Annotated in this window: 17 protein-coding genes; 10 read left to right on the plus strand and 7 right to left on the minus strand. The window is 35.2% G+C overall.

What is annotated here, in order from left to right; genetic code table 11:
- Positions 1-105: 105 nt before the first annotated feature.
- The 7 genes from HNS40_RS07385 to HNS40_RS07415 all read left to right on the plus strand — a co-directional run bounded on the left by HNS40_RS07385 (position 106) and on the right by HNS40_RS07415 (position 12,059).
- Positions 106-1,977 carry a M1 family metallopeptidase gene (locus HNS40_RS07385; RefSeq protein ID WP_172279243.1) on the plus strand — a complete coding sequence of 624 codons (1,872 nt, stop codon included), beginning with the start codon at positions 106-108 and terminating at the stop codon, positions 1,975-1,977.
- A 455-nt stretch (positions 1,978-2,432) separates the two neighbouring features.
- Positions 2,433-4,373, plus strand: coding sequence for an ATP-binding protein (locus HNS40_RS07390; protein ID WP_172279245.1), 1,941 nt, complete (start codon positions 2,433-2,435; stop codon positions 4,371-4,373).
- A gap of 120 nt (positions 4,374-4,493) precedes the next feature.
- Entirely contained in the window at positions 4,494-5,972 is a 1,479-nt protein-coding gene (locus tag HNS40_RS07395; RefSeq protein ID WP_172279247.1) for an alpha-L-fucosidase, read from the plus strand.
- A 17-nt stretch (positions 5,973-5,989) separates the two neighbouring features.
- Positions 5,990-7,648 (plus strand): PNGase F N-terminal domain-containing protein, encoded by a 1,659-nt coding sequence (locus tag HNS40_RS07400; protein WP_172279249.1) that lies wholly within the window; start codon positions 5,990-5,992, stop codon positions 7,646-7,648.
- A gap of 229 nt (positions 7,649-7,877) precedes the next feature.
- The gene (locus tag HNS40_RS07405) at positions 7,878-9,197 is read left to right on the plus strand and encodes an alpha-L-fucosidase (RefSeq protein WP_172279251.1); all 1,320 of its coding nucleotides are present in this window, start codon (positions 7,878-7,880) and stop codon (positions 9,195-9,197) included.
- A 327-nt stretch (positions 9,198-9,524) separates the two neighbouring features.
- Positions 9,525-10,835 (plus strand): T9SS type A sorting domain-containing protein, encoded by a 1,311-nt coding sequence (locus HNS40_RS07410; protein ID WP_172279253.1) that lies wholly within the window; start codon positions 9,525-9,527, stop codon positions 10,833-10,835.
- 138 nt (positions 10,836-10,973) lie between these two features.
- On the plus strand, positions 10,974-12,059 hold the full coding sequence (locus HNS40_RS07415) for an acyl-CoA desaturase (RefSeq protein WP_172279255.1): 1,086 nt from the start codon (positions 10,974-10,976) through the stop codon (positions 12,057-12,059).
- Between the two features lie 138 nt (positions 12,060-12,197).
- Here HNS40_RS07415 and HNS40_RS07420 read toward each other — a convergent pair whose 3' ends face one another.
- The 4 genes from HNS40_RS07420 to HNS40_RS07435 form a co-directional block, all read right to left on the minus strand.
- Entirely contained in the window at positions 12,198-13,418 is a 1,221-nt protein-coding gene (locus HNS40_RS07420) for an ammonium transporter (protein WP_172279257.1), read from the minus strand.
- Positions 13,419-13,451: 33 nt separating this feature from the next.
- Positions 13,452-14,216, minus strand: a complete 765-nt coding sequence (locus tag HNS40_RS07425; protein ID WP_172279258.1) for a TorF family putative porin — start codon at positions 14,214-14,216, stop codon at positions 13,452-13,454.
- A 166-nt stretch (positions 14,217-14,382) separates the two neighbouring features.
- Positions 14,383-15,042 carry a response regulator transcription factor gene (locus HNS40_RS07430; protein WP_172279260.1) on the minus strand — a complete coding sequence of 220 codons (660 nt, stop codon included), beginning with the start codon at positions 15,040-15,042 and terminating at the stop codon, positions 14,383-14,385.
- Positions 15,035-16,795 carry a HAMP domain-containing protein gene (locus HNS40_RS07435; RefSeq protein ID WP_172279262.1) on the minus strand — a complete coding sequence of 587 codons (1,761 nt, stop codon included), beginning with the start codon at positions 16,793-16,795 and terminating at the stop codon, positions 15,035-15,037. Before HNS40_RS07435 ends, HNS40_RS07430 begins: the two co-directional genes overlap by 8 nt.
- A gap of 228 nt (positions 16,796-17,023) precedes the next feature.
- On the opposite strand from HNS40_RS07435, the gene HNS40_RS07440 reads away from it, so the two are divergent.
- A complete protein-coding gene (locus HNS40_RS07440) occupies positions 17,024-17,602 on the plus strand; it encodes a hypothetical protein (protein ID WP_172279264.1) in 579 nt (192 codons plus the stop codon).
- The gene (locus HNS40_RS07445; protein WP_172279266.1) at positions 17,599-18,306 is read left to right on the plus strand and encodes a hypothetical protein; all 708 of its coding nucleotides are present in this window, start codon (positions 17,599-17,601) and stop codon (positions 18,304-18,306) included. The genes HNS40_RS07440 and HNS40_RS07445 overlap by 4 nt, the downstream gene beginning before the upstream one ends.
- Before the next feature lie 233 nt (positions 18,307-18,539).
- Here the strand turns inward: HNS40_RS07445 and HNS40_RS07450 are convergent, their stop codons facing one another.
- From HNS40_RS07450 to HNS40_RS07460, 3 genes are all read right to left on the minus strand, one after another.
- Entirely contained in the window at positions 18,540-21,800 is a 3,261-nt protein-coding gene (locus HNS40_RS07450) for a T9SS-dependent choice-of-anchor J family protein (RefSeq protein WP_172279268.1), read from the minus strand.
- A gap of 145 nt (positions 21,801-21,945) precedes the next feature.
- Positions 21,946-22,590: a response regulator transcription factor gene (locus HNS40_RS07455; RefSeq protein ID WP_172279270.1), complete on the minus strand. Its 645-nt coding sequence runs from the start codon at positions 22,588-22,590 to the stop codon at positions 21,946-21,948.
- Positions 22,591-22,664: 74 nt separating this feature from the next.
- On the minus strand, positions 22,665-24,707 hold the full coding sequence (locus HNS40_RS07460; protein ID WP_172279272.1) for a tetratricopeptide repeat protein: 2,043 nt from the start codon (positions 24,705-24,707) through the stop codon (positions 22,665-22,667).
- Positions 24,708-25,000: 293 nt separating this feature from the next.
- Here HNS40_RS07460 and HNS40_RS07465 point away from each other — a divergent pair, with 293 nt between their 5' ends.
- On the plus strand, positions 25,001-25,597 hold the full coding sequence (locus HNS40_RS07465) for a porin family protein (RefSeq protein WP_172279274.1): 597 nt from the start codon (positions 25,001-25,003) through the stop codon (positions 25,595-25,597).
- Positions 25,598-25,665: the final 68 nt, after the last annotated feature.

Here is a 25,665-nt window from a genome sequence, read left to right on the forward strand (position 1 = left end):
CAGATCAAGCCAAGCACACAAATATCAATTTTCAGACACAATTAATCTAAAAACTGTAACTATTTTTTATGGAATAGTCCTGTAAGTGGATGTAAATGATAAAAGATGAAAGTGAGATTTTTAATGATGGTCGTTCTTGCATTATGCATAGGGCCTGTTTTGGCGCAAAAAACCAATGAGTTATATATGCCTAGGGAGTATAAACAAGCTTATGAGAATGAAACAAGGACACATGAAGGAAGGGCTGGGAAAAACTATTTCCAAAACAAAACCGATTATGTAATTAAGGCAGAATTTTTTCCCGACACCAAATTATTAGTTGGTAGCGAAATCATTAGATATTATAATAATAGCCCAGATACCTTATCATGGATTTATATGAATTTGTTCCAAAATTTATATAAGAAAGGAGAAGCTAGAGATTCTTATTTGGATGCCAATAGTATTCACGATGGAGTTCAAATTAAAAGCATAAAAGTTAATGGGATGGAAATAGAACTGGAATCTATGACCTATTATTCCACCATATTGGTTTTTCCAGTTCCAGATAAAGTTCATCCTGCTTCGGAAACTAAAATTGAAGTTGAATGGCAACAATTGATGCCGCTTTCTGCCATGCGTAGAATTGGAACTTATGATGAAAGCAGCTTTTGCGTGGGGTATTGGTATCCAAAAATGAGTGTATATGACGACATTGTGGGTTGGAATACTTTTGGACATACTGGAAATGCTGAGTTTTACAGTGATTATGGTGGTTTTGATGTGGAGATAACTGTTCCGGCAGAATATAATGTGTGGTCATCGGGTGTATTGCAAAACACCAAAGAAATATTTCGTGATAAATATATTCAGAGAATAGAGGAGGCTTCCAAATCAGATGAAGTCATTCATATTATCGATGAAAATGATAGAGATGAAAATAAAATTACATTAGCGGGTAAAAAACATATTTGGAGATTTAAGGCCAGTAATTTGCCTGATTTTGCATTTATCGTGAGTAATAAGTATTTATGGGATGCGACAAGTGCAAAAGTTGGAGATAGTAGAGTATTGGTAAATTCGGTTTATAATAAGAATTCTGAAAATTTTCGAAAGGTGACTGAAATCAGTAAAAAATCCATTGAATATTATTCAAATATTGTGCCTGCCATTCTTTATCCATACCCACTATTCACTGCCTTTAACGGAGAAGCAAAAGGAATGGAATTCCCCGCTATGATTAACGATCGAGAAGAAGATGAGTTTAGTACCTTGTTTACCACCACACATGAAATTGCCCATACCTATTTCCCTTTTTATGTTGGCACCAATGAGCAGGAATATGGCTGGATGGATGAAGGCTTGGTTTCTATCATTGGAATTTCAGCATTAGTAGAATTCATGGAATCTGATGAAGCATCAATATTCCCATTAGTCAATAAAAAGTATCATGCAGAATCGGCCAAACTAGCCATAGATATTCCACTTATGACAGGAACCCATAGTGCTGGAGATTTTACTTCTGGATTCATGACCTATGTTCGTCCAATAACAGCTTTCAGTTTGTTATTTGATTATATGGGAAAAGATAAATTTTATCAGGCCATTAGAGAGTTCACCGAACAATGGAAAGACAAACACCCAATTCCATATGATATGTTTTATGCCTTCAATAAAGTAGCTAATGAGGATTTGGGCTGGTTTTGGGAGCCTTGGTTTTTTGATCTAGGATATGCTGATATCGGAATAGGAAGGATTGATTATGGGACAGATGAAATAACAATCAATGTAGAAAACCTTGGTTCTTTTCCAATACCTGTGCACATGTTGGTAAATTATAAAAATGGGGAATCTTTTTCTGTGAACAAGAGGATGGATATCTGGAAATCTGGAATTAAATCCTGTCAAATATTAGTCCCAAAAGGTGAAATTGCAGAAATAGTTTTGGATACCAATACACCTGAAGCCTATTATGTGAATAATATTCTTTCCTACTAAATGAATCAAATAATATAATCATGAAGCCGGATTAAATAATCGTGAAATAAAGTTGTTTGAATTTAAGGACTCCAAAGTAATCTGAATAGATTCTCAACATAATAAAAAAATAGAAGGTGTTTCAGGCTAGGTGAGAATATTTATAGAAAACTCCGAAATCCTAGTTCTGTATTTATAAATCCAGATGGTGAGATTTTGGCGAAAAACATATAACATGAAGATCTGAGCCAGAGGCTTAATGAAATATTTAAGGATTAAGAAAAATATTTCATCATAAGCAATATAATCTTATTCTATAGTGGTTCATATCATTATATATCACCTGACCATAGGGGAACTCAAAAATATCTCCATATCCTTTTGATTGTATAATTATTTGACTTATTTTTACCATGCTTCCTTATGTAAAGTTAATTTAGCTCGTGTAGTAGAGCGTGAAACAACAAACAGGATCTATGATATTCAAAAATAATTATATTCGAGCCATATTCGTAACCATTTTAAGTTTTTTATTTCTGTTTTTTATGGCTTACAGATATACCAGTTTTCAACGTGGGCAGTGGGAAAGAGATGTTAGAACGGCTACACTTGATGTATTAATTGGAAAAAAATCAAAACTTGAAAAAGCATTATATTCGCGTATCTATTATACTAAAGGATTAGCTTCCTTTGTTTCATTAAATCCCAATATTACCACTGAAGAATTCAATATCCTTGCACAGGACTTTGCAAAAGATGATACTATTATTGGTTCTTTGGCCTTGTCTAAAGACTGTATTATTGGAGCTATTTATCCACTCGAAGGTCATGAAGCTGCTATAGGACTCGATTTACTAAATCATCCTGAACGAGCCGAAATAGTGAATAAAACCATTGAAACTCGAAAGACATTTGTAGCTGGTCCAGTAGATTTGGTTGAAGGAGGCGTTGCCTTCATTAGTTACACTCCGGTTTTTGATAAAACCATTACCGAAACTGGTGTTTTTTGGGGAGTTGCCGATATCGTTATAAATATGAATGCTTTATTTAATGAGGCGGAATTAAAAACGGTTGAAAATGATTTTGAATTTGCTTTAAGAGGATATAACGGTACGGGGATTAAAGGGAAAGTATTTTATGGTAAGGAGGAGGTTTTTAATAGTGATCCGGAAACGGTAATCATTAATCTCCCCTATGGGATTTGGGTTATGGCATCAAAGCCTGTAGACGGTTGGGAAGCCTTTTATGATCAAGATCGCTTTTTGTATTTATCTCTTATTTTCAGCTCTTTTGTTATCAGCCTTCTATTGGGTCTTTTAGTCCATGCTATTTTAAAAATACAATTGAATGAGCGAAGGTTGAAAGCGATTTTTAATTCTTTAGATAGTCTTATTATTGAATTCGATAAAAATGGTAAATACTTAAGTGTTGCCGCCACTCAACCTGGTCTTTTGGCAAAACCTGCGAATGAATTAATAGGTATGAATATTACAGAAATTGTGGATGTTGATACAGCTGTTCTATATAGAAACGCTTTTTTAAAGTGTCTGAAAAACAAAGAATTAGTGGTTTTTGAATACCCATTGATTATTGAGGGTAAAAAACGGTGGTTCCAAGGAAGGGTATCCTATAAGAATGCTAATTCTGTAATTTTTAATGCCATCGATATCACCAAAAATAAAGAGAATGAGGAATCAATTCTACAATCGAATCAAATGAAGGACAATTTGATTTCGGTTTTGGCCCATGATCTTAGAAATCCATTGGGTCACTTTATGCAAATGACCAATTTTTTAGTCGAAGATTTTAGTTCTTTTGAGAGAGAGGAAATATTAAGCCATCTAATAGGTATTAATGAATCCAGTAAAAACACCTATGACTTACTTGAAAATATTCTTAATTGGCAGCTTACTCGTAAAAACTCAAACCATATTATATTAAGGTCAGAAGATATAAAACCTCAAGTAGATGTTATTATTACTCAATTGAATTACCTAGCCATAGCTAAAAATATTAAGATTGTTAATGGGATGAATGAAGATAGCTATGCTATGGTTGATAAAAAGCTGTTTCATACCATTATCAGGAACCTTGTCGTTAATTCCATAAAATTCTCTTATTCTGGTGGTGAGATAATAATAAGTAGCCAAGAGCTTACTGTAAATGATATAAACTATCTGAAAGTTAGCATTACAGATAAGGGCATAGGAATGGATGAAAATCAAATACACGAGATTTTAGGGGGCAATGAAATAAAAATAAATTATGGTACTGAAAGAGAGAAGGGGACAGGTTTAGGTCTCATTATTTGTAAAGAGTTTATTGAGCTTTTAGGAGGCGAATTCAATATAGAAAGTACAAAGGGTCAGGGGAGTACCGTTTATGTGATGCTAAAAAGTGGGAAAAATGATAATTAAAAGTGCATTAACATGCTATATAAATTGATTATTTTGGAATAAGCTATAGTTTAAAAATCAGAAAACCACCAATTCCATATCCCCAAAATTCTCTTTAGATTTGTGCAAACACAAACAATCATGAGAAAATCTATTCTTTTATTTTTTATTTCAATATTTTTTATTTCCATGTCTTATTCTCAAGCCATTTACGAGGAGGAGAGATATGTGCCAGAAACCAATCCAGAGGTTCTAGCAAAACTTGCCCAATGGCAGGATTTGAAGTTCGGCTTATTGATGCACTGGGGAGCTTATAGCCAATGGGGAATAGTAGAATCTTGGTCATTATCACCAGAAGAATATGGCTGGTGCGAAAGAAAAATGGGAGAAAATCCAGAGAACTATAATGCTTATGTGAAAGAATATGAGGCTTTAAAAACGACTTTTAATCCTGTGAAATTTGCCCCAGAGAAATGGGCAGAAGCGGCTGATTATGCAGGGGTTAGATACATGATTTTCACCACCAAGCATCACGATGGATTTTGTATGTTCGATTCTAAATATACCGATTATAAAATTACCGATGAGGGATGCGCTTTCTCCCCTAATCCCAGATCGAATGTGACTTTAGAAATATTTGATGCTTTTAGAGAAAAAGGAATGTGGGCTGGAGCTTATTTCTCTAAACCCGATTGGCACCATCCTCAATATTGGGACCCTTATTATCCGCCACGTGATAGAAATGTGAATTATGAGCCAGAAGCCAATCCTGAAAAATGGCAGAAATATATGGATTTCACCCATAATCAGATTCTAGAATTACTGACAGATTATGGTAAAGTTGATATTCTTTGGCTCGACGGAGGATGGGTGGCCAAAGACAGTAAAGAAACCATCACCTCTTGGTACGACAAACAACTAGCAGCCACAGAAAATGGCTATATTAAACATCGCATGGTGAATCAAGACATTAAGATGGACGAGTTGGTGGCGAAAGCCAGACAAATCCGTCCTGATTTATTAGTCGTGGATAGAGCCGTTCATGGCATTAATCAGAATTATTTGACGCCAGAAAATCGAGTTCCAGAATCTACCTTAGACTATCCTTGGGAATCTTGTATCATCAGTGGTGGAGGTTGGGCACATACCAAGAATGCCAAATATATGAGTGGTAGAGAAGGGGTGCAACTTTTGGTTGACATCGTAGCCAAAGGAGGGAATTTACTCTTAAATGTAGCGCCAACTCCAGAAGGAAAATGGCAGCAAGGGGCTTACGATTTATTGAAAGAATATGGCGATTGGATGGCTGTCAATAGTGAAGCTATTTATAGAAGCAAAGCTATCTTCCCCTATAAAGTTGATAATATTTGCTTAACTCAAGGTGAAGAAGGGCAAGTATATTATTTTTATATGGCAGAAGAAGACGAAGGCAGTTTGCCTACAAAAATTCATATTCCAGTTCCACAGGATTCCAAAATTAAAAACATCCAATTATTGGGTTCTCCTAAAAAACTAAAATGGAAAAAGACAGAGGAGGGCTTTGATATAGAAATTCCTAAATCATTACAGAAGCAAGCGCCTTGTAAATATGTTTGGGTATTTAAAACCATCAGTAAATAATCATTAGAAAGATAAAAATGAGGTCAATATTAATAGCGATTATAGTATTTGGTTTTTCGAATCTTTTATGGGCTCAAAACTATGAAGTGAAATATCAAAGGCTTAATAATAATAAACTCGATTCCACCTATTCCTATTCTTTTAAATATATGGATGGAGTGGCTTATTTGTCTTCGGAGGGGTCTGAAAATAAAGCCTATATCGATTTCAATAGAAAGGTGAATGTGGACATCATGACTTATGATGAAGTCTTATATAAAACGGTGATTCCTTTTGCGGAAATTGCTGCTCCTGAGAAAATGGAGAAGGCCGAAAAAATACTGGGTTATAAATGTAAGAAGGCTATTTTTAAAGCTTTTTCCAATACCATAGAAGTTTGGTTTACGGAGGATGCTCAAGCCAAAGGGAGTCCCTATAAAAGCTATTTACCAGCAAATGCATTGGCTTTAAAGATTGTCATTAATGGAAGTAGAGAAATAAGAGCAACAGAGATTATTGAGTTGGACGAGTCCTTGGAACTCCCTTATCCATTTAAAGAGGCCAAAGAAATCTCCGAAGCCAAAGCTCGTGAACTTCAAATTAGGGCTCGCTATACCAATTTTCCGGTTTTCGACCATCAACAAATCAATTTTGAAGGTGATATTGAAAACCCTCCTCATGGACAATCCGATGTGGTTTATCGCTTATCAAATGGAACGGTGATTCTGAAAAAGATAAAAGTTCCAGAGATTGCCAAGCAAGGAGCCAGTGTTTTTGCCACAATCACCAATTGGTCTAATGGTGATGCCTACGATAGAACAGGTTCTTTATTCCTCATTACTCAAGACAAAGAAATGTCAATGCTAAATGCTTTAGAGGATAGCCTTGAAGTATTGCCAGTATTTATGGATAATATGGATAATCATTACCAAGGAATTATTAGTAATGAACAATACGATACGCCTGTTGAACTGATGCGGTTTTTTACTTCTTTTGGCGTTTCGCATTTTAATCATATCAGAGAAATTGAGAATTATCTGTGGCAAGATTCTGTGGTCTATAAGCAAGAAATTACTTCTGTTTTTCCCAATGATGAAGATGAAGTTTGGATAGGCGTTTTTATTGGTAATTATGATGGAGGAGGGCATTATGTAAGCCTCAATCTGCAGTTTTATCCGCCTTGGAGCGAAGGAGAGGTAGCAGAGAAATATATTCAGCCATTGTTCAATACGGTAAATATTATGGAAATGTCGGGGCAGAATTATGGAAAGCTCTTCGGAAATGACACTCTAGAAATGGAATTTGATTTGCCTGAAAATATTGAGAATTTAGAAATGCTTTTTACTACAACTGGTCATGGTGGTTGGGGTGGAGGAGACGAGTTTAACCCTAAACTCAATCAGGTCTTCATCGATGGAGAATTAGTGTTTAGTCATATTCCTTGGCGTACCGATTGTGGAACTTATCGCATGTCGAATCCTGCTTCCGGGAATTTTGAGAATGGTTTATCCTCCTCCGATTTGAGTCGCTCCAATTGGTGCCCAGCAACATTAACTCCTCCATATTTCATTAATCTTTATGAGCTTAAACCAGGGAAACACAAAGTAGAAGTGGTGATAGAACAAGGAGAAAATGAAGGCTCTAGCTTTAGCTCTTGGTGTGTTTCTGGAGTTTTGGTTGGGGAAAAGACAAAGTAAAGGATGATAACCCCGTAGGGGATAGCGTCCTTGGTTAATAATGGCAAATCCGTGAAGAAAAGATTTCTCAATCCCTGCGGTCTTTCGAAATGACCCGAGGTCAGCGATATATGGAGAGATGTTTGTGGCGGCAAAGCCGCCACAAACATCTCTCCCCAAAAGAATAAAAGGAATGTCATTCCGACCTTGCATAAGCGAGGGAGGAATCTATTTTTAAATAAGAAAAAACATGAAAAATAACCTAATTCTATTATTACTCTTAACACTTGGCTTTTCAAGCCTACAAGCCCAAGAAATTCCAAAAGAAGAAAGACTAGCATGGTTTAAAGATGCGAAACTCGGAATCTTTATCCACTGGGGGATTTATTCAGTGGATGGCATTGATGAGTCCTGGTCTTTTTTTAATGGATATATCTCCCATGAAGATTATATGAAACAGCTCAATGGTTTTAATGCCAAAAAATACGAGCCTAAGGAGTGGGCTGAGTTAATCAAAAAAAGTGGAGCAAAGTATGCGGTACTCACCACCAAGCATCACGATGGAGTGGCGCTTTGGGATAGCAAGGCTGGAGATTTAAATGTGGTGGATAAAAGCAAAGCCAAAAAGGATTTGCTCAAGCCTTTTGTATCTGCCATTAGAGAGCAAGGTTTAAAACTTGGATTTTATTATTCATTACTCGATTGGTCTCATCCCAATTATCCAAATGCCACACGTGAGCAAAAGCGATATGAGGAGGATGCTAAAAGATGGAATCAGTTTGTGGACTTCAATTTTGCTCAGTTGGATGAGCTTAATCAGTACCATCCCGATTTATGGTGGTTCGATGGCGATTGGGAACAAAGTGCCGAAATGTGGAAAGCCAAAGATATAAGAGCTTCCTTACTCAAAGCCACTCCAACGACCATTATCAACTCTCGATTACAAGGTTATGGAGATTATGCTACTCCAGAGCAAGGTGTTCCTGTTTACCCTCCTCACGACGAATATTGGGAATTGTGCATGACCATGAATAATTCTTGGGGATTTCAGCATAATGACAAAGAATATAAAACCAGTAACCAAATCATTAGAATATTGGTAGATTGCATCAGCATGGGCGGAAACTTATTATTAGATATTGGACCAAAAGCAGATGGCAGCATTCCCAAAGAACAAGTGGCTATTTTAGAAGATTTAGGCCGTTGGACCAACAAGCATGAGAAAGCCATTTATGGAACCAGAAAAGGAATTCCCAAAGAACATTTTAATGGATACACCGCTTTATCAAAAGATAAAACCATCCTTTATTTATATGTAGACAACAAACCCAATGGACCATTACTTATAAAAGGATTGAAGAATAAAATCAATAGGATTTGGGTAGTCGGTAATGGAACCAAACTTTCGCATAAAGTGGTGGGGAAACAATATTGGAGTTCTGTTCCGGGCCTTTTATATATTGACGTACCAGAGGAGGTTCAAGATAAAGATGTAACTGTAATAGGGGTATTGCTTGATGGTCCAGTGGATTTATTCCATGAGGAAGTACGAGCCATTGAGAGTAATTAGTGTTTGTCCATAAAGTCCGACTTCTTCGTTGCGCCTGTCTGACGACTAGGCAGACTTGCACTGAAAACAAACATCCCGACGATTTCTGTCGGGGCTTATTGTTATTCAGTTCTTCACAAGCCTCGAATTCGAACTTTCTGAATCAAACTCCTTAGTTTACAGATAGGCTCTTATTAGGCAGTAATAACCACAGGGTGTAATATATGTTAGATTTGTAAGTTGTGATTTATTAAGCAAAAAAAGTAAAATTTAGTTTAATAATCCTTAAATGTTTTCATAACGCTATATAATTATATTATATTTGATTATTAATTAATAATTAAAGTTATGAAAAACACATTTACACTTTTTGCTCTTCTTTTATTCTCTCTACTGGTTATAGGCCAAAATAATTTGAAGATAGATTCTAAATCGCATGACTTGAGAGCTCAAGTTAAAAAACAAATCTCTCTGGTTAATCAGCTGAATTTGAATAATGCCAGTCAAGTAAACAAAGCTATCTTGCAAAGACTGGATAGCGTTATTACAGATGACTATAATCAAGGGCAATGGAATACTGAGGATAGGATTTTATATACTTATTTAGATAATAGTCTACTCAGCGAAATGCTTTATTTTTATTGGGAAGAAGAATGGATTGGAGAGGAGAAACAAAATTATTTTTATGATGAAAATAATAGATTGAGTCAACAAAGTCTATCCTATTATAATCAGATGAATTCCACATGGGAAGAAGAAATCCTGATAGATTTTGCCTATGGTGAGAATGGTCTAGTGGAAGAGGCTCTTATTAAATATGAAGATGAAGATGGAATTTATTATGAAAAAGCAGTTTTTACTTATGCTGAGGATGGTGAACTCGCAGAATTGATGATGTATGAGCAAGGTGAAGAATGGTATGCTTACTCAAAAGATACTTATGCGGTGAATGAAGAACTATTGCAATATGAAGAATATGGATATTATTGGGATGGTGAAAGCTGGTTTAATAATTTCCAACAAATTGGGAAATGTAATACGGAATGGCAACAATATGAATCACTCTCTTATTTTTTTGATGAAGAAGTTAATGATTGGGTGACTAGCAATAAAACGGAATTTAGTTATGATGAACAAGGAAACCTTGAATTAGAATATAGTTTTGCTTGGGATGTTGAAGAGAACTCTTGGATACATTTTTCCACAGATCAAATGGCTTATAATAATGATTTCATATTTGAACAATTATTATTGCCATTTGATAATATTTCAGATGATGCGTCCAGCAGATTTATTAATAGTTTCTTCCATATGCTACTCAATATTGAATATTCGTATCTGAATATGGAAAGTAATGAAATAGAATTAACAGATAAGGACAAATACTATTATTCTGAACAAAATGTTTTGAATATCATGAATAATCAAGATGCTGATTTATCTTTCTACCCCAATCCAGCAACAGATTTTCTAATGATTGATTTTGAGGATTCAAAATTAATTGAAGCTGAGATTTATAATATCCATGGCAGTTTAATTAAAATCCAAACTCTGAATTCTGGAGATATTATTCAAATTGGTGATATTAAACCAGGTGTTTATTTACTAAAAGCCAAGAGTGAAAATAAGATATTCACAAGTAAGTTTATTAAAAAATAATCCCTAGAACCTGTCCTTGATTTCCTTAAAGGGCAAGTTCTTCATTTAGTATACATTAACAATAAGGTTCTCATTCAGCTTGACATACTATAAATATAATTCTATTTTTGCATTCAAATACCTAAATAGAAGAATAGCATGGCTACAACAAGAATAAAATTCACATCGAAACTACATACTGATTTTATTAAAGAACTCAGGCAGAATACCAAAGCTTACTTTGAGGACAATAATTTATCAAGATACGGCAACTTCAATCTGGCATTTAAAGCAGTGGTGATGGGAAGTTTATACCTGATTCCATTATTGATGATGCTCTTAGGCTGGATTCCTTCTGTTGGAGGAACGCTATTGGCGTGGACGATTATGGGCATAGGAATGTCTGGCGTAGGAATGGGTTTAATGCATGATGCCAATCATGGTTCTTTTTCCAAACGAGCTTGGGTGAATTCGCTAATGAGTAAGTCCATGTATTTCTTAGGAGGCTTTCCTACCAATTGGCGCCACCAACACAATACCATGCATCATGGTTTTACCAATATCGATGGTCATGATGAAGATATTTCTCCGGTAGGCATCCTCCGTTTTTCTCCTCACAAACCGCTTTACAAAATCCATAAATTCCAACATATTTATGCTTGGTTTTTTTATGGTTTAATGACTGTTTCCTGGGTTATCTATAAGGATTTTAAACAGCTTTATGGATACAAGAAAGCTGGAGTGGTGGTGAATAAAAACAAATCATATACCTTCTTGTTTTTAGATTTGATTTTGGCTAAAGTTGTGTATTATAGCTTGTTTTTAGTGCTTCCAATCATTCTTATTCCTATCGCTTGGTATTGGGTGGTTTTAGGCTTTTTTATCATGCATTTTGTTTGTGGTTTTATTTTAGGAATCGTTTTCCAAACGGCTCATGTGATGACTACAACCGAATATCCATTGCCAGATGAAGAAGGACATATCGATAATAATTGGGCCATTCATCAATTGATGACCACCTCTGATTATTCACCTAAAAGTAGATTCTTCTCATGGTTTATTGGAGGCTTGAATTTTCAAGTAGAACATCATTTATTTCCGCAAATTAGTCATGTGCATTATAGAAAACTATCCATAATGGTGAAAGAGACCGCAGAAAAATATGAGCTACCCTATTATGTGGAAAGAACTTTCTTTGTTGCTCTTCGAAATCATTATCAGATGTTGAAGGTTTTGGGAAGATAGATAAGCTTATTCAATAGAAAAGATAGATAAAAAATAAGGGCTGCCAATGCAGCCCTTTCTGTTTAACATCACTGTTAAATGGGGTTTATGCTGAGGACCAGCATACGTGTTCCGAGGTTAATAAATCAAATCACTAATCTATAAAGCACCTTCGTCATACGCTTTCTCTCCATGAAGGGACTCATCTAAGCCTAAATGCTCTTCATCGTCGGTCACTTTTACTCTTGTGATAAAATTGATTACTATCAACATTACATAAGTGAAAAGGAATGCATAAGCAGAAGCACCGACTACAGCAACTAATTGTTTTACGAAGAAGGCTGTATCTCCTTCTAATAAGCCTGCTTGGCTATTTATACTTGTTGAGGCGAATATTCCTAACGCAATGGTTCCAAAGACTCCACCCATTCCGTGAACTCCCCAAACATCTAATGCATCATCCCATCCTAATTTGTTTTTTAAATGAACGGCCCAGTAACATCCAAAACCAGCTATAATACCAATAACCATAGCTGCCCAAAGTGGAACGAATCCTGCGGCAGGAGTAATGGTTGCTAAACCAGCTACAGCACCAGTTAATAGTCCAATAAACTTAGGTTTACCTTCTCTGGTCCATTCTATAATTAACCAAGTGATGGCAGCGAAAGAAGCTGCTACATCTGTATTTAAAAAGGCCGCTGTAGTAATGGCATCTACTTTTAATTCGCTACCGGCATTAAAGCCATACCAACCAAACCATAATAAACCAGTACCAATGGCTACCAAAGGAATACTGTTTGGAGGAGTTTGTGTATCACGTCTTTTACCAACATAGATAACTGAGGCAAGGGCTGCAAAACCTGCTGTGGCATGTACCACAATTCCACCAGCAAAGTCAAGTACACCCCATTCTGCTAATAGTCCACCACCCCAAATCATGTGAACGAAAGGATAGTAAACAAATAACTGCCAAACTACTAAGAAGATAAGGTAGGCTTTAAAAGTGACACGGTTTACAAAAGCTCCTGTAATAAGGGCTGGAGTAATGATGGCAAACATCATTTGGTAAGCAATAAAGATGTATTCTGGATATTGACCATCTGCGCCTGCATAGGGGTTGTCAAAAGGGATATTAGCTAAGAAAGCCCAATCGAAATTTCCAATAATTCCGCCTTCTCCACCGCTAAAGCAAAGCGAATAGCCCACCATTACCCACATCATTGTGGTAATTCCTAATGATACAAAGGTCTGCATCATAATTCCTAAGATGTTTCTTTTTCCTGCTAATCCTCCATAGAAGAATGCAAGTCCAGGTGTCATCAGCATGACCAAACTGGTACAAAGAATCATAAATGTTGTTGTTCCTGTATTGAAATCCATGATTTTATTTTTTGTATTTGGTTAATAAATTGCTTAGAAATTAAATCCAGCAACTAAATAAATCTTTTCTTTTTGTGGGTTTGTAATGAGGGCTATATTTAATGGTAAACTGAAATTCTCGGTAATTTTAATTTCTCTACTAGCAGAAATACCAAGGTTTACCACACCAAAAGAATCTCCATAATATCCTGATTCTCCTTTGTCTGCATCTGGAGTTGTTAGGTTAAAACCCATAAACAAATCGAAGTGTTTAAAAGCATAGGCCAATTCAGCATAGGTGGAGTATTGGATGCTACCTACAGTTTCATCATCATTCATTCTTCTGGCATCGGCGCCATAGAAATTGGTAGCTAGTAAAATAGATAGAGGAAGTTTTTCAGTTCCATTGAATGCTATGGTTCCTTCAAATACATGACCCGTAGATTTGTCTTTATAATCGAAATAATTATAATCGGATGCTTCATCAGGGAAGAAGTAATCGGTTACTGTTACGCTAAACATATCATTAATGCTATAGCTTAAGTATAAATCAGCTTCTTGAACTCCAGTATTCACATTATTGAAGGTATAGGCTCCCCATGCTCCTAAAGTGAATCCCCATTTACTATAACTAACACCTGGTTGAATGCTAGGAGCAGCGCCAAAGTCCTGACCTCTCCAAATATACCTACTCATTAAGTCTACATTTAAGCTCAAGGGACTTTCGTCGCTTGTCGTTTCCTCTTGTGCCCAAGATAAGTTCGTTCCTAACATGGTAAATGCCAGTACTAAAACCATCATCATTTTATATCTTCTCATTGCTTCAAATTTTATAATTGATTGTAGCAAAAGTGAGGAGGATCAGGAAAATAGACAATTAGGCGCTCGCGTATTCTCAGATACGGGGACTCCGTAGCTTTTTAGGTGAATCAAGGAAGGAGGAGGTTTTGTAGTGATGAACCTCCTGTGTAAAAGGGAATAAATTCTATAATTCTATGATTTTATTTTTGATGGCAAATTTCACCAAGTCTATGGTATTATTGAGTTCTAGCTTTTTCATGATGCTGGTTTTATGAGTTTCTACAGTTCTAATACTGATAAAAAGTTGATCCGCGATATGCTGATTGCTGACGCCTTCTACCACCAATTTTAAGATCTCCGTCTCTCTTTTGGTGAGAATACTCATTTTATCGTCATTGGCATTATTACCATATTTGGCACTATTCACAAAGCTTTTCAATATGATATTGGAAATAGATTTGCTGAAGTACTCACGGCCATTATGAACTTCTTCTATGGCCAAAAGGAGCTCGTCGCGAGTGGTGTTTTTGGGTAAGTATCCATTAATGCCAGCCTTAAGTCCATTAAAAATGAAATCCTCAGAGGTATACATGGAGAGCATGAGGATTTTTATCTTGGGATAGTCCTTTTTTAAGATTTTAGTGATTTCGATGCCAGACATATTAGGTAAAGAAATATCCATTAAAATAACATCGGGCATCACTTGGTGGAGTTGCTTAAAAAGTTCCACGCTATTTGAGGCTTCTCCAATAATATCAATACCAAAACTATCAGAAATTAATGATTTTATACCATCTCTAACCAATTGGTGATCGTCTACAAGTATGATTTTAATCTTATTCATTTTCTGTTGTATTTAATGGAATGCTGATATTGATTTCTGTTCCTTTTTGTGGCGCAGAAATAATTTGGATGTCGCCAGAAAGAAGCTTCACCCTATCTTTCATATTGTTAATTCCATGGCTGGTAAATTTAATGGATTCATCCATAGAAAAACCAATTCCATCATCTTTATATTGTAGTTTTATCTCAGATAAATGGATGTGAATTAAAATCCACGCTTCATTCGATTGTGAATGTTTCAGGATATTGGTAATGGCTTCTTGAGTGAGCCTGAAAACATAAGTTTTTATCTTGTCATCGAGAATATGGTCTTTGCCTAGTATGTCTAAATGGATCTTTATTTTACTGCTTTCAGCAATCTCATTGCAAAGATGTCTGATGGCAGAGAATAGACCAAATGCCTTAAGTGCAGCAGGCATGAGGTTATTGGAGATTCTTCTGGTTTCTTCAATGGTACTGTCAAATAACAGCGCCAATTCGGTGAAGTTCTTCTGCTCTTTTGCATTTATCTCAGAGCGATTAATGCAACTTTCATATTTTAGTTTTAAGCCAATTAAAGATTGACCCAGACTGTCGTGAAGTTCTCTAGATAGCCTTTGACGTTCTGTTTCTTGTCCATCTATAAGCGATCCTAAGCTCTTTATTCGCTCCGCTTTTAATTCCAGAGCCATCTGATTGAAAGAGTTGGTGAGCTCTCCAATTTCATCATTGAGATTGGTTTTTATATCGATATTCAAATTCCCGGCTCCAATAGCCTTTGCGGCTTGATTGAGATTCTGAATGGGAATGGTGATTCTACGTGATAGAATATAAATAACAGCCAAAACCAGAAAGAAAATAAAGATACTGATAAAGATGATCTCGTTTCGGATTCGATAAATAGGTATGGTAGCTTCTTTATAATCTATCTCTGAGAGAATAGCCCAATCGAGCTGTGGAAGATCTAATTTCCCATAGGAACTCAATACTTCTATTCCTCTGTAATCCTCAATAATATCCATTCCTGCTTGTCCAGCTAAAGCTTGCTCAACTGCCCGAGTTTTTACTCTTGTTTTTAAAACAGAATTGAATTGAAATCTAGAGGAGGATCTTAATAAATAGTCTGGTCCAACTAAATAAGACTCCCCCGAAATTCCTAAACCATGAGCAGGATTGTATTCTAGCATGATGGAGTCGATGGAGTTGGACGAGATTTCAAAAAGTATCATCCCGAGTTTATGGCCAGTGTCATCTGTTATTGGAGCCGAAATCCTCAAGACAGATAAACTACTGTCTAGCTTTTGAATATCAGTGATATTGAGATCGTCAGGATGAAGTAATTGTTGATTATTTAGAATATCAGAAAGTTCTTGGTCTTTTTCTTTGCCAGCTTTTAAGGTGCAAATATTTTGATTTTCTCCGATGATAAAAATCCGATGATAAAAATTCTCCTGAATTTGATTGATAAATAATTCATGTTCTTGAATAAGATCGGAATTTTTAGAAGGATCTGTTTTAAGCTGGTTTAGTTGCTTGGTAATTTCAATGATATCGGAGGATGATTTTGCTATTTGTATTTCCTTAATGCAATTAGAAAAGAACTGATCCAGTAAATTGGATTTAATCACTCTTACGGAGGTTAACTGGCTGAAGGTTCTATTGAGAATAGCTTCCTTAGCATTGGTAAAGGAATAGGAGGCCACTATGAGAATAGTGATGATACTCAATGCCAATGAAGCAATGATTAGTTTGTCGGTAATTGAAAATCTTCTCATTAATTTATTAAAAGGCTGTCTTTTTAACCTTTTGCTTTCCCCTTTTATAGAAAAACAAATTAAAGGCTTTGTAATCAGAAATACTAATGATAATAACTGTCATGCTAATAATTTAAATCTGGTTTATATAATTTGAATATACTATTCTTTGCATGATGAAGTTGAGATTATTTTGCTCTATATTTGTGCGTATAAACAGTCATTTATAATCTATCATCTTTTCAACTTATGAAAAAGCAATTATTTATTCTGGTCTCATTTATTCTATTTAATTCCATTTTATTTGGCCAAAATTTTGTTCAACCCAGTGAAGGTAAGGCATTGGTGTATTTTACTAGAACCAGTGTTTTAGGTTCTGCAATAAACTTTAAGTTTTTTGATGATGAAAATTATATTGGAAAAATAGATGGTGAACAATATTTAGCCTATGAATGTGTACCCGGTGTTCATTCCTTTTGGGCATTGTCGGAGGGCATGAGTCTAGTTAATGCGGACTTACAAGTCGGGAAAATTTACTTTATTGATGCAAAAACAAAAATGGGAGCTTTTAAAGCTGATGTAAAACTAACTGTATTAGATAAGAATCATAAAGATTTTGAGAAAAGAAAAACCATGGTTTTAGATCATGTAAAATACTATGAAAAGAAAGAATATACTATCGAAGAATTGAAATTTGAAGAAGAGAAACTTTCAGAGAAGATTAAAGAAGGAATGAGGTATTTGAGAATCATGAATAGTCATGAAACAGATAATCCTATTATTACTCCCGATATGTTTATTGAAATTCCAGAAAAATATCTCCAATGAGAAACCGAATAAACTACATGGTTTTTTTGAGCTTATTGTTGCCTCTAGTTTGTTTTGGACAAGAGTTGAAGAAGCCTAGTGAAGGAAAGTCCTTAGTTTATTTTGTTTGGGTGTATATAGATATTGATAGTACCTATCCCTGTATTATAGAAAGTCCTGATGTATATCCTGAAGATGAATTTTTCTCTGTCCATTTTTTTGATGGGAATGTTTTTTTAGATAAAAAGAAATGGGGAGAATATATGTATTATGAATGTGAGCCAGGAGAGCATCTTTTTTGGTACTATAGTCATCAAATATGCCTCTTGGAAGCAGATCTTTTGCCTAATAAAACATATATAGCAATTATTCTTTCACCTTATAGTTCAAAACCATTTCTTCCTCTTTCTTATCCAAGTGCTGAAGAAATGGACTACATAAGTCAAATTTTCCCCAAAGGATATGAGATTTTACCAGTAAATAAGAGCCTTGATTCATGTAGGTTCTCAGGACTTAAAGAGTATTTGATACCTTTATTGATAGAAAAAGAGTTTGTTGCAATGAAAGAAGTATTTCCAACTAAAAAAAGAAAGATTAGGAAACTTGATGAGATGAAAAGGAAGTCAGCTATTTTATATAAACATAGACTTCGAATAAAAGAACCCATTCCCTACCTAGACCCAGAAATGTATATTGAATTACCGGAGTCAGACATATTGAAATAGTAAGCAAAGCAGCTTAAAACTTAAACACAGCTACAAACTAGCTTTTCTCTAAGTATCTTGTTTCAATTGATTTTACGATAAAAAAGGTCGTTTAGATTGTTGGTCAATAAGCTAGCCACATGTTTTTGTATTACGAGATTAATCATTTTTTTTAAGAAAATGGGAAACGAAAAAAGCTGTGCGATAAATACCGCACAGCTTACACAAACTGACTAACACTCTATTAACTAACTCTATTTAATAATTAACTTTCGTCTAATCGTTTCTCTTTTAGTTTCTAATACCAACATATAAGCACCTGTAGTTAAGCTAGATGTTTCAATATTTACTTGGTTTGCCTTATAAGACTCCTCAAATAATAAGCTACCATTCATGCTATATACTTTAATATTATCTATTTCTTCATCACTGTTGATACTAACAAAGTCAGTAGCAGGGTTTGGATAGATAGAAACATTGTTTTTAGTCATATCTGAAACAGATATAGAAAAATCAATAGCCACATCATCAACTAGTAAGATACCTTGGTTTGGATCACTATACCCATAGAAAGAGAAGAAATATTCGCCTGTAGTGCTTACATTAAAGCTTACTGTTGCTTTTTCCCAATCTTGGTTATCAAGATTTTCATTTTTGAAAATCTCAGTAGTCATAGCTGTACTATTATTATCATTGCCCATGAATACTTTAAGTTTCTCAATTGGTTCTGGCACCCATGCATCACCCATGGTTCTGAACCAGAATGAAAAGTCATAGTTTGTTCCAGCAGTAAGATATACAGGAGGAGTAAATAGATAATCATCCATTTGATTTAATGAGAATAACATGTGCATCGCATTTGGTGTGGTATGAGCCATACCTGGAGTTGCAACGTCAGAAATAACATCCCAAGGGAAATTGTCATTATTTGCATTCTCATGAGAATAACCTAAAGGATACATTTGCTCAGCAAAGGCGTCTAAGTCATCAAAATTCTCAGAATAAGGAACGGTAACCATCGGATCATTCATGATAGTGAAAGAATAGGTTCCACAACCAGTAGATTCTCCATAGGCATTATAAGCTATCACTTTCCAATAAATCTCTGAACCATAGGCAGGAATGCTAGGTAGTTGATAAGAAATAACATCACCTACATCTTGGGCGTCTAAGATGTTATTAGCCTCTGGATTGGTTCCGTAAGATAAGATATATCCAGTTGGATTTCCACCAGCACTTGACCATGTTAACTCTAAGCCCATCATCACATCGATATCTGATGCATCAGCCAATGGGAATGTTAGGTTAGGGCAATATGGAGGATAGGCACCTTGCTCATCCCAAGATATATCATCCATCCAAATTGCTGCAGCATACTGTCCGTTTAGAAATTTGAAAGCAATATAAGGATCTGTACTTGAGCTAGGAAGATCAAATTCAAAGAATTGATACTCATTTGTTAATTCAATAGTATGAACTGGTGTGAATGCTTCTGCATGTAGGGGATCGTTTGTGGTACCAATTTGGAGTACACAATCATATTCTGGATAGTTTTTCTTGGCATAAAAAGTTAATGAATTAGCACTATATCCTCCAACGCCTTCTGTGACAAGCATTAAAGGAGATTCAATATCATTCATCTTCATCATTCGGAAGGCATTTGGAGCAGAATATGCATCATATCCGGTTTGTTTGATCTCCACATTAGTAAACTCATCATAAGGGTCAGTTGTACGAATTACATTCCAGTTTTCTGGTAAATCAAGGGAAACATCTGCATTTTCGTAGAAGTTATAATCTATTTGATAAACAGAACCATTCACATCAACATTTGAATTTCCTGCGAAATCACCTGTGAATTCAAAACTTAGGAAGAAGTCTCCAACATTAGTGGCTTCCATATTTACATAAACAATATCAGTGGTACCTGGAGCAATGGCATCAGGAGCAGTAATACTAAATGGAGCGCTTGCTGTAGAACCCGTTATTACTAAGTCTTCAACGCCAATATTACTAACTTCTAAAGGAAGGTAGGTTTGTGCGCCTACTGCTAAATTTGGAAAATATAGGTTAGGAACATCAATTTGAATAACAGCTGAAGTTGGAGCATTTTCTATGGCTAAGTCATCCATAATAAAATAATTAGGTATAAAACCTGCATTAGTTTCGTATCTCCATCTTAAATTTACATTATTGCCTTCATATCCAGCAAGGTTTACAATGAGTTGATCAAACTCACTCATTTCTTCAGCAGGTTGGAATTCATTGAGCTGAGTCCATGTAGCACCACCGTCAGTAGTTATATCAAAATACATATTGATATTCGCTGGGTCACCAGTCATTTTCCATCTAAATTTTACTCTTTGGTTAGCTGGAAGATACATACGTGGAGAAACTAGAGAGTATTCATCTGTATAATCTCCCCAAACATTACAGGCAACAGAATAGGTTCCATTGAATGCATCATAATCTAGCATTCTCCAATTTGCAGCACCTGCTATTGGCCAAGACCAATCAATAGTATCTGCATACATTGGGTTAATGGGTTGGTCTTCAAAAGATGTAAAATAAGGGAAATCTTGTATAACACCTTGGGTGTATATGTTCCAAACTTGCGAACTAGCAGTAGCGCCACCATCTTTGGCTACCACTTGCCAATAGTATTTAGTATGAGGCTCTAATAGATTGCCTAATACTTCAGAAGGGTTAATGCTATAAGTTCCAGAACCAGAAACAGCAACATCAGCTTGTAAAATTTCGGTTGGTGGATTATTAGTCCCAAAATAAACATCATAAGAACTTGTATTATCGCCAATAAAGAACTCTAAGTCTGTATCTACTTTAGCTTTATAGCTGTTATTGGCTGGCATGGGGTTTACTGGTGTGGAAGGTCCATCTCCTTCATAAATAAGAGCAATGTTTGGACGTTGATTCATGAAAGTACCAAACTCTGTTGGGAAGTTATCGTCTGCTCCAACAGTTTTAAACAAGTCATCGCTTATAGTTGAAGCATTAAACTTTACATTAACGATAGGAGCAGTAGTACCTCTGTGATTTTCGTAATGTACTATAATTGAGCTAGTACCATCGTATACAAGAGGAGTGCTTAGCGTAATTTCAGACCATCCTAAGTTGAATTGAATGGTTCCATCAAATACTTTTGTGTATCCATTTACACTATTTTCTGGGTCTTCGTATGCTAAAGTCCCAAAGTCTTCATCAGTAGTTAGTTTAACATATACTTTCTGGTTTTCAAGGACTGCATATTCCCAATACCCTTCATAATCTGTGGTTTGATCAAAAGCGATTTTGGTAATAGTCTTTGCATCCCCAGCCTCTTCACTAGTATACATCATAGAAGACCATACGTAGTCAAATACTTGAGTATTGGGTGGGTAATTAGTTTCAATAGCTTCATCACCGATAATGTGCATGTTCTGAGCAGAAACCTGAACAGTTACAAGCATCATTAGCGAGGCTAAAATTTTGATAAAAATGTTTGTTGTTTTATTCATACCTATGTTTTTAAAGGATATTTTTAAATCTCGTTGACAAATGTATGGCATGCAACAAAGGCAAAACATCGTGTTTACAATGAAAGCTATATTTCATGGTATACCATGAGGTTTTTATGAGGAAAAAAAGGAGAGAGGAGGGTTTTTAAGAAACAAATCCTAAGCGCATAGCCCTTCTGATAAGGCCTACAGAGTTTTTTACTTCAAATTTTCTAAAAAGATTTCTTCGGTAGGTTTCCACTGTAGGAACGCTGATAAATAGTGATTCTGATATTTCTTTATTGGTTTGTTCTTCTGCTATTAGGTCCAAAACTTGCTGTTCACGCTTGGAAAGTTTAACCAATATTTCAGTATTTTGATTGTCTCCTGCATATAAATCAGCAAGTACATGCATAATGGTATTGCTATAGCATTTTTGCCCTTTACATACTTTTTCTACGGCATCTATTATTTCGTTGCTGCTACCACCTTTTAATAGAATGCCATCCACATTGTTTTTAAGGAGTTGTTTTAAAACTTGCATATCCGTAAACTGAGTTAACATGATGAGTTTAATGTCGGGATACTCCGTTTTGATGTATTCACTCAAACTAATGCCATCCATTTCGGGCATGGATACATCTGAGATAACCACATGAAAAACATTATTTTTAAGTGCCTTTTGAGCTTCTATTCCATCATGTACAGATACCACAGAATCAACGAAAGAGTGACCACTGAGCACTTGCCTTATTCCAGTAAGAATAAGTTCGTGGTCATCACAGATTAATATTTTTATTGATTTTCTCATGCTGGTTTATGTATATCGGTTGCGGCAAAGATATATGAATTTCGTAGAACTGGATTTCTTCTGACTTGGAATTTCTATTTTTTGAATTGAAGTGGGATTCTAATCATCATAAATACCCCATGTCCTTTTTGACTATTGAACTCGAATTCTCCTGTAAAAAGTTTGACCCTTTTTCGGATGGTGTTAAATTTTAATTGGCCATCTTTGGATTCTACTGAATCCAATCCAATTCCATTGTCTTCATATATCATTATTAAGTGCTGATCCTCGTTTAAAAGTTGTATATCTACTTCTGTAGCTTGGGCATGTTTTAAAGTATTAGTCAGCTGCTCTTGAATAATTCTATATAGATTTCTTTGTAAATCTTGATAACCTAGAATAGTATCCCATTTTGGGCTGAAATCATCAATAAATTGGGTTTGAAAAGGGGCGTGTGCTTTGAGTTCTGACAGGTAATTTCTGATTTTCTCTTGTAATGTAATCTCACTAAAAATAGGTTCGTTTAAGCTGTGCGATAGCCTCCTAACATCCATATAGATATTTTGTAATTGACCTATTTCTTTTTCGTCCAACTTATTGGCCGATTGAAATTGGAGGATCATTCCAATCATCTGACCTCCTATGTCGTCATGTAAATCTCGTGCTATCTTGTCTTTGGCTCGTTCTTCTGCTTCAAATCTATCTTGCAGGAATTGTTTTTCTCTTTGCTCTGTTTCTTTAAAGTGCCTCCTCCTAATATATAATAGGACGTAGATCATGATAATTAAGATGAGGATAGCTATAACTATTAGTAGATAAAGTTGAATGGATTTGCTTTTCAATTGCTCCTGACGAAGGGAATCATTAAATTTTAGTTCGTCAATCTGTTTTTCTTTTTTTTCTGTCTGATAGGCTAATTCTAGGTTCATGATGCTTTTGGAGCTTTCAATATTAAAAATACTATCAGATATTTTCACGGAGTTTTTAAGGTATTTATAGGCTTTGTCATGCTGGTTGAGAATGTCTAAAATAGATGATTTTAATAAATAGATTCTCGAGAGTAAATTGGTATCACCTATTTCTTTTGTTGTATATTCACTATTATTTAAAATATTTAATGCTTCCGTATACTTACCCTGTTTATAATATATTTCAGCTAAGAGGGTAGCTGTTTCGGGAATTAAAGAACTATAATTGTGTAAATATTGTATATAAAGAGCTGCTGAGACAAGCCTTTGAGCACTGATGAATTCATCTGCTTTTAAGTATGTGATCCCTAGTTGTTTTAAAGCTAGCGATTCTAAATGCAGTAGGTTTTGTGCGGTATCAATCACATAGGATCTATTTAAATAATGCTTTGCAACATCCCATTCTTCTTGTTCAATATAAATCTGCCCTAAATTTAGATACACCGCTGCCATATCAGCTTGGTTTTTATGTTTCTGGTATATATTTAATGCAGAGTTATAATAGCCAACTGCTTTATCATATTGCTTTTGTAAGGCCATTACCTCACCCATATTTTGATAGGTCGTGGCTATACTTTCCTCATCTTTCATTTCTTCGCTTATTTGAAGTGCTTTAAGATAATTAGAAGAAGCTTGGTAGTATTGCCCATTTCTTGCATACGTCACTCCCATGTTGGTCATCAATACAGCTACATTTATTTTGTCATCCATCTGTTTGTAAAGCAACATGGCTTTATGATAATTTACTTCAGCTTCCCTGAGGTTTCCGCAAATGGTAAATACAACACCCATGTCGGCATAATAACTTGCACTGTCTTTTGCTGTTCTGGCATAAGTAAATCCGAAAGGATAATAGTCTTTTACTTGGTCACAACCGTTGGTGCCTGAGAAAGATATGATAAGTGATTTATAGGCATTAAGGATAAGCATGGTATCTTTTAGTAAAAGCGAATTATTCAAAGCAGACTCTGCGTACTCAATGGCATCATGTGGCCTGTCTCTCATATAGGACTCTGCTATATGTAGTTGTTTGGTTGTTTTTCTATATAGGTTCTTAGTGGTGTCAATTTCGGATATTATGGAATCAACTTTAGTCTGAGAAAAGCCCAAATTACCTGTCATGATAAAGATCAATGCTAAGATAGGGATAGCTTTTTTAAGAATTACCATGGAGTTTGTTTTAGTTAGTGAGGATGTTCTAGATTTTCTTCTTAACGAAAAACCCTTGCTATGGCTGCAAATATAGGAGATTATTAAATCCACCATGTGGGGCATGGAAAATCTAATGAATTATTTTTTTTAAAAATTGCTTTCCAATTCAAATATTTGTTATAAATTTGCACCGAAACACAAAAATAGTCAAATAGTTTATATTGGCTTTTTTTTGGATCTTAATATGACTATAAAACATAATAGGTCAAAAAGATTATATTAGAAACAATTATAGTACAAAAAATAAAAAGATGAATAATTTAAAAAAACAAGCGCTAGTGATTACATTATCACTAATCGTATCCTTAGGAGCATTTGCACAAAAAGCACATTACGGTGTAAAAGCTGGAGCTAATTTTGCAGTTCAATCAGAGATTGCAGATTATGCTAATAATAATAATATCAGAACAGGTTTAACTGTGGGAGTCTTTGGAAATTATACTTTAAATGATAAGGTTTCCTTTCAAGCAGAATTGAATTATGATCAAAAGGGTGGAAAAACTGATGATGCCACGTTAAAGTATGATTACCTTTCGGTTCCTGTATTATTTAAATATTCCTTAGGTAAAAGTGATAAAACAGCCTTAAAGTTTAATGTGAACTTGGGGCCTTATGCAGCTTTTTTATTGCAGTCGGAAGTGGAGATTAGCGATCAGACCATCGATATGAAAGACCAAACAGAAGATTTTGAATTAGGTGGAATTTTAGGGTTTGGAATGAAATATCCTGTTGGAAAACAAAACTTAGTTCTAGATCTTAGAATGGGATTAGGATTTACTCAATTTGACAAAGTAGATTCAACGCCAAACAACAAATACATTGGCCTTACTTTAGGCTATGAATTTTAAGTAACACTTCTCGCTTAACATATTTTCGATTTTTTGATTTTGGAGAAAATATTAGTTTGAATCGGCCT

The sequence above is a fragment of the Lentimicrobium sp. S6 genome (assembly GCF_013166635.1).
Lineage (GTDB): Bacteria > Bacteroidota > Bacteroidia > Bacteroidales > UBA12170 > UBA12170.